The organism is Cupriavidus sp. 2KB_3 (genome assembly GCF_052115685.1).
GTDB lineage: Bacteria > Pseudomonadota > Gammaproteobacteria > Burkholderiales > Burkholderiaceae > Cupriavidus > Cupriavidus campinensis.
Genome location: NZ_JBFRHD010000027.1, coordinates 81,213 through 87,852, shown reverse-complemented (window position 1 = coordinate 87,852; position 6,640 = coordinate 81,213). Strand labels below are relative to the sequence as shown.

The 6,640-nt window shown below is 70.1% G+C and carries 7 protein-coding genes; 4 read left to right on the top strand and 3 right to left on the bottom strand.

Annotation, left to right across the window (positions count from 1 at the left end):
* Together AB4120_RS24665 and AB4120_RS24660 are read right to left on the bottom strand one after the other, a co-directional pair.
* A partial coding sequence (locus AB4120_RS24665) for an NAD-dependent epimerase/dehydratase family protein (protein ID WP_441642970.1) occupies window positions 1-164 on the bottom strand: 164 nt, incomplete at its 3' end.
* A gap of 42 nt (window positions 165-206) precedes the next feature.
* Window positions 207-1,892 (bottom strand): glycosyltransferase family 39 protein, encoded by a 1,686-nt coding sequence (locus AB4120_RS24660; protein ID WP_262389882.1) that lies wholly within the window; start codon window positions 1,890-1,892, stop codon window positions 207-209.
* A 250-nt stretch (window positions 1,893-2,142) separates the two neighbouring features.
* Between AB4120_RS24660 and AB4120_RS24655 the strand changes: the two genes are divergently transcribed.
* Genes AB4120_RS24655 through chrA form a run of 3 tightly spaced genes read left to right on the top strand, consistent with a single transcriptional unit; the run spans window position 2,143 to window position 5,434 of the window.
* Entirely contained in the window at window positions 2,143-2,832 is a 690-nt protein-coding gene (locus AB4120_RS24655) for a response regulator (RefSeq protein WP_149137939.1), read from the top strand.
* The gene (locus AB4120_RS24650) at window positions 2,829-4,223 is read left to right on the top strand and encodes an ATP-binding protein (RefSeq protein WP_149137940.1); all 1,395 of its coding nucleotides are present in this window, start codon (window positions 2,829-2,831) and stop codon (window positions 4,221-4,223) included. The genes AB4120_RS24655 and AB4120_RS24650 overlap by 4 nt, the downstream gene beginning before the upstream one ends.
* On the top strand, window positions 4,220-5,434 hold the full coding sequence (chrA, locus tag AB4120_RS24645) for a chromate efflux transporter (RefSeq protein ID WP_441642968.1): 1,215 nt from the start codon (window positions 4,220-4,222) through the stop codon (window positions 5,432-5,434). Before AB4120_RS24650 ends, chrA begins: the two co-directional genes overlap by 4 nt.
* 28 nt (window positions 5,435-5,462) lie before the next feature.
* Here the strand turns inward: chrA and AB4120_RS24640 are convergent, their stop codons facing one another.
* Entirely contained in the window at window positions 5,463-5,891 is a 429-nt protein-coding gene (locus AB4120_RS24640) for a VOC family protein (RefSeq protein WP_149137942.1), read from the bottom strand.
* Between the two features lie 93 nt (window positions 5,892-5,984).
* Between AB4120_RS24640 and AB4120_RS24635 the strand changes: the two genes are divergently transcribed.
* Window positions 5,985-6,578: a TetR/AcrR family transcriptional regulator gene (locus tag AB4120_RS24635; protein ID WP_149137943.1), complete on the top strand. Its 594-nt coding sequence runs from the start codon at window positions 5,985-5,987 to the stop codon at window positions 6,576-6,578.
* Window positions 6,579-6,640 lie beyond the last annotated feature (62 nt).

Here is a 6,640-nt window from a genome sequence, read left to right as displayed (position 1 = left end):
CCCTCGAAGAAGTGCATGCGCGGATGGCTCACCAGGTCGCCGAGGCGGTCGGAGGCCATGTCCATGCCGTAGACCTCCCAGTCGGTGGTCTCCAGGATGCGGCGCGTGAGGTGATGGCCGATGAAGCCGTTGACACCAAGAATCAGGACTCGCTTGGGATGCATGTAATGATCAAACAGGAACAGAAAGATGAGCAGGAGAGCCGCTCAGCGCGAGGCCAGGGTCGGCGCCGGGCCGGGCACATTGGTCACCACCACCCGGCGCCAGTCGCGCGCCACCACGTACAACGGCAGCGTGGGCGACAGCGCCAGATAGGTCTCGGGCGACATCACGGCCATGGCGGGCTGGCCGTTGCGCCAGACCTTGGCGAAGGTGGCCATATCGGGCAGCCAGCGGTTCGGCTCCACCTCGGTGCCGAAGGACAGTTCGTCTGCCTCCGCCACCATGGTGAGCGGGTGCCGCACGTAGAACGGCAGGGTGTGGTCGAGCATCTTCACGCCATAGAACGGCATACCCGGCGTGAGCTTCTGCTGCACCAGCGGGGCGATGTCCGCGCCGGACGCCGGGCCGCCCACGGTCTCATGGCCGACCAGGGCCACCGTGAAACCGAGGTACATGCCGAGCGCGTACACCGCCACGCTGGGCAGCACGCCGCGCCGCAGCAGCCAGCGCGCGGCGGCAATGCCCAGCAGCATCACCACGAACGCCGCCGCCGCCCAGATCGCATAGGCGCGATAGAACGCGTTGGGCGTATGGTTGGCATTGAGCGTGGCCACCACCGGGCTGGCCAGCAGGCCGCATGCGGCCACGATGGCCATGCCGCCGAGCTGGCGCCGCCAGGCGCGGACATCGAGGCGGTCCAGCGCCACGCCGGCCAGGATGCCCATCGCCGGGATCACCGGCACGATGTAGCCGGGCAGCTTCGAGCGGGACAGGCTGAAGAACACGAAAATGGCGATGGCCCAGATGCCGGCCAGCAGCGCCGGGCGGAAGCGCTCCGCCGCGCCGGCCACGTCATCCACGTCACCCGGCCCAGCGGCCGGCGGCGTGCCGATGGCGCGCCACAGGCGCGGAAACAGTCCCACCCACGGCAGGAAGCCGCCCACCACCAGTGGCAGGAAGTACCAGATCGGACCCGGCCGCGAATGGACGCCCGAGGTATAGCGCTGCCAGTGTTCGTGGATAAAGAAGAAATGCAGGAATTCCGGGTTCCGCACCGACACCAGCCAGAACCAGGGCACCGTCACCGCCAGCAGCACCGCCATGCCGGTGGCCAGGTGCAGCCGACGCCACAGCCGCCAGTCGCGCGCGATGCCTATATAGATAACGAGGACCAGGCCCGGCAGTGCCACGCCCACCAGCCCCTTGGTCAACACGGCCGCGCCCATCGCCGCCCAGCAGCCGAGCATCCAGCCCCGCCGCGCGCTGACAGAGGCGGCGGGATGCTGCGCCAGCATCATGCAGGCGAGTACGCAGGCCATTACGCCGGCCAGCGTCATGTCGAGGGTGTTGAAATGCGCCGCCACGCTCCACATCGGCGCCGCCAGCAGGGCCAGCCCCGCGAAGGCCGCCGCGCGGGCGCCGAACCAGCGCCACGTGGCCAGCATCGACATGACGATGCCGGCCAGCCCGGCCAGCGCCACGCAAAGCCGCGCCTGCCATTCACCCACGCCCCACAGCGCGTACGTCAGCGCTGTGACCCACATGTGGAACGGCGGCTTCTCGAAGTACTTCAGCGCGTTGTAGCGGATGGTGACCCAGTCGCCGGTGGCCAGCATCTCGCGCGAGATCTCGCCGTAGCGGCCTTCGTCCGGCCCCAGCAGGTGGCGCATGCCGAGCGTGCCGAACCAGACCAGCAGCGCCACGGCGATGAACGCAGCGGCCCAGGCCATGGCCGGCGACCACGCGCCCACGTGCAAGCCCTCCAGCGGGCGGGCTGGCGTCACGGCAGGCTGCGGAGTGGACAGGGAGGGGGACGGCGGATGAGACTGCGAGGGCGGCATGGCGCGCGGGGGGCCGGGTGAGACGAGCGCGCAGGTTAGGAGAGCAACCTTAATCCCAGATTAAGCGTGCGGCGCCGCGCGCGCGGTGCTACGCTTCACGCCGTCCACCGTGCCGTATGCGCCCTTTTTCGCACCCAAGATGAGAATCCTTATCGTTGAAGACGACCCCATGCTCGGCGACGGCCTGCAGCGCGGGCTGAAGCTCAAGGGGCATGCCGTGGACTGGTTCGCCACGGGCGCAGAGGCGGATCGCGCCATCGCCGACATGCAATACGACGCCGTGGTGCTCGACCTCGGCCTGCCCGACGACGACGGCGTGGCCCTGCTCGCGCGCTGGCGCCAGCAGGGGCGCCAGACGCCGGTGCTGATGCTGACCGCGCGGGACGCCATCTCCAGCCGCATCGGCGGCCTCGATGCCGGCGCCGACGACTACCTGATCAAGCCCGTCGATCTCGACGAACTGGCCGCCCGGCTGCGTGCCGTGACGCGCCGCAGCGCCGGCATGCCCGAGCCGGTGTGGCACCACGGCGCGCTGACCTACCAGCCGGCCGCCCGGCAGGCCACGTGGAAAGGCCAGCCCGTCGACCTGACCGCACGCGAAGCCATGCTGCTTGAACTGCTCCTGGCACACCCGAGCCGCGTGCTGACGCGCGAATTCCTGCGCGAGAAGCTCTACGCGTGGGAACAGGGCGCGGAGAGCAACACGTTAGAGGTGCACATCCACCATCTGCGCCGCAAGATCCACCCTGGCATCGTCCGCACGCTGCGCGGCGCGGGCTATACGCTCGGCACCCCGGAAGCCATCACCAGCCCCGGAGACGACGCATGACCTTGCAGCGGCGCCTGATCCTGGCCGTGCTGTTGGGGGTGGCCCTGGCCTGGAGCCTTACCAGCGTGCTGATCTACCTCAGCACGCAGGAGGAAATCAACGAGCTGTACGACACCGCCATGGTGCGCATGGCACAGCAGATGCAGGCCATGCTGCCGCTGATCAACGTTGGCGCCGTGCCGCAGCCGCCGCCCCAGAGCGGCCCCCTGCCCGGCGATGCCGACCTGGGCGACATGGGCGACGCGGGGCTCGGCGATCTCGCCATCGCCGCGTGGCGGCCCGGCGGCGAGCCGCTGCATATCGACCCGGACGGCGACCGCCTGCCGCGCGCGCCGCACGTGAAGGGCTTCACCAACATCGCCATCGACGGCGTGCCGTGGCGGCTCTATTACCTCGACGATCCGGTGGAAGGCTGGCGCGTCTGCGTAGGCCAGATCCAGGCCGAGCGCGAGGAGCTGGTGGTGTCCTACCTCCAGGCCCAGGTGCTGCCGTGGGTGCTGGGCGTGCCGCTGCTGATGGCGCTGGTGGTGTGGGCCGTGCGCGTGACGCTGCGGCCGCTGCGCGCGCTCTCCGCCGCCATTGCCGCGCGCGCGCCTGGTGACCCGGCGCCGCTGGAACTGGCCAACGTGCCGCCGGAACTGGTGCCGCTGGTCGGCGCGATGAATACCCTGCTCCATCGCGTCTCCGCGTTGATCGAGCACGAGCGCCAACTCACCGCCGATGCCGCCCACGAGATGCGCACCCCGCTGGCCGCGCTCAAGGCGCAGTGGGACGTGGCCCGCCAGTCGAACGATCCCGCCGAACGCGCGCAGGCCTCCGCGAACGTGGAGGCTGGCATCGACCGGTTGAGCCATCTGGTGTCCCAACTGCTGACCATGAGCCGGCTCGAGGACGAAGACGCGCCGCCGGTGCGCGCGGCGGTGGACTGGCATGAGATCGTCCAGCAGGTGCTGTCCGATTGCCTGACGCTGTCCGAGCGCCGCCAGGTGGATATGGAAGTCACGTGGCCGGCGGCCATCCACCCGCCCCTGCCGGTGCGCGGCGATCCGGCGCTGCTCGGCATCATGCTCCGCAACCTGATGGACAACGCCCTGCGCTACAGCCCCGCCGGTACGCTGGTGACGCTGGCCTTCGCCCCGGACGCGATCACGGTGTCCGACCACGGACCCGGCGTGGCGCCCGGCCTGCTGCCGCGCCTGGGCGACCGCTTCTTCCGCGCCGCCGGGCAGCGTGAGCAGGGCAACGGGCTGGGCATCTCCATCGCCCGGCGCGTGGCCACGCTGCACGGCCTGTCATTAACCTTTGATAACCTCGCCAACAGCGGCCACACCGGGCTGATCGCCACCATCCGCCCTGCCGAGGGCAAGACGCCACCCATCCACTTGCCATGAGCGCTGTACCAGACCTCGACCACACTGACGACCACGGCAACGCCTGGGCGGTATTCCTGATCTTCCTGCGGCTCGGGCTGACGTCGTTCGGCGGCCCGGTGGCGCATCTCGGCTATTTCCGCGAGGCCTTCGTCACGCGGCGGCGCTGGTTCAGCGAGCAGGCTTATTCGGATATCGTCGCGCTCTGCCAGTTCCTGCCCGGCCCGGCCAGCAGCCAGGTCGGCATGGTGATCGGGCTCTCCCGGGCCGGCTACCGGGGCGCGCTGGCGGCGTGGCTCGGCTTCACCATGCCTTCGGCCATCGCGCTGATTGTGCTGGCGATGGGGCTGTCGGCCACGGGCAACCACGTGCCGGACGGTCTGCTGCATGGCCTGAAGGTGGCGGCGGTGGCCGTAGTGGCACAGGCGGTGTGGGGCATGGCCCGTTCGCTCTGCCCCGATGCGCCGCGCCTGAGCGTGATGGCGCTGGCGGCGACGGCGGTCATCGCCGTGCCGTCGCCGTGGTGCCAGGTGGCCGTGATGCTGGCAGCGGGGCTGGCCGGCGCGCGCTGGTTCCGGCCCGCCCAGGCGCAGCCGCATGCAGCGCTGCCGGTGCCCATCGGCCAGCGCGCCGGCGCGGGCTTCCTGCTGGCGTTCGTCGTGCTGCTGGTGGCGCTGCCGCTGGTGCATCGGATAGTGCCGAGTCAGCCGCTGGCGCTGGTCGACGCGTTCTACCGGGCCGGTGCGCTGGTGTTCGGCGGCGGGCACGTGGTGCTGCCGCTGCTCCAGGCGGCCGTGGTGCCCACGGGCTGGGTCGATAACGACACCTTCCTGGCGGGCTACGGCGCGGCGCAGGCCGTGCCGGGGCCGCTGTTCACGTTCGCCGCCTTTTTGGGCGGTGCGATGCGCACGGCGCCTTCGGGCTGGGCCGGCGGCATGCTGTGCCTCGTGGCGATCTTCGCGCCATCGTTCCTGCTGGTCTTTGGCGCGCTGCCGTTCTGGGAGCGGCTGCGCCGCAACGCCGGCGCGCAGGCGGCGCTGGCCGGCGTAAATGCCGCCGTGGTCGGCCTGCTGGTGGCGGCGCTGTACGCGCCGGTCTGGACCAGCGCGATCCACGCCCCGGCGGACTTCGCGCTCGCGCTGCTGGCGCTGGTGGCCCTGGCCGCGTGGCGCCTGCCGCCGTGGGGCGTGGTGCTGGCCTGCGCGGCGGCCGGCTGGGTACTTGGCGGCTGAGGTGTCAACCGAGGTGTCAACCGAGGCGTCAGCCCGGCAGCGCGCTGGCATCGTATAAAGCCGCGAACTCGGGGCTCGGCGGAATCGGCTGGATGATGTCCAGCATCACGCCGCTGGGGTCGACGGTGATGAAATGGCGCTGGCCGAAGGCTTCGTCGCGCAACGGCAGCAGGATCGGCAACCCCGCCGCCTGCATGCGCGCGTGCACCGCGTCCACATCCTCCACTTCGAAGTTGAGCAGCAGGCCGGCTGCCTGCTGGCCGCGCGCCGGAGCGGGAATCGTCTCATGCGTGCAATCGAGAATAGCGAGGTTGGTGCACGCGTCGGCGTTGGACTGCAGGTGCACGTACCAGTCGCTCTCGAACAGCGGCCGGAAATCCACGTGCCGCGTGTAGAACGCCACCGTCTCCGCCACGTTGGCGGTCATGATCACCGGGTAGTAACTCGTTGTTTTCATCGCATGTCTCCGTTGTGGCGCGCCGGTCCGGGCGCGGATCGCATAACATACAGCCTGTATCTTTTCTGAATTTATAACATACAGGCTGTATGTATGCAAAGTAAAAAGACCCGTTCGAACCAGGAACGAACGGAGGCGACGCGCGCTGCCCTGCTGTCTGCCGCACGCAAGCTGTTCGTTGAAAAAGGCTATGCGGCCACCTCGACGCCCGAGATTGCGGCAGCGGCCAACATCACGCGCGGGGCGCTCTATCACCATTTCGCGGACAAGCAGGACCTGTTCCGCGCAATCCTGGAGGACGAGGCGCGCGCCGTGGCCGGGGAGATCGAGCAGGCCGCGCCGGATGCGCTGCCGGTGCGCGCGGCATTGATCGCCGGCAGCGAAGCCTATCTGGCCGCGATGACCGTGCCGGGCCGCACCCGCCTGCTGCTGATCGACGGCCCGGCGGTGCTCGGCACCGACGCGATGTTCGCGCTCGATGCCGCGCACGCGGGCCGCACCCTGCGCGAGGGCCTGGCGATGGCCGTCGGCCACGGGCTGCCCAGCGGCACGCCGGTCGATGCGCTGGCCGCCCTGCTCTCGGCGGCCTTCGACCGCACCGCGCTGGCCATCGCGTCCGGTGCAGACGCCGACGCATTCCGCGCGGCGATGATCGGCATGATCGAACGCACGGTGGCGCCATCGTGAAGCGCGCGTGGCGGTGGCTCGTTGGCAGCGCGATGGCCGCCATGCTGGCGCCCTGCGTCGCC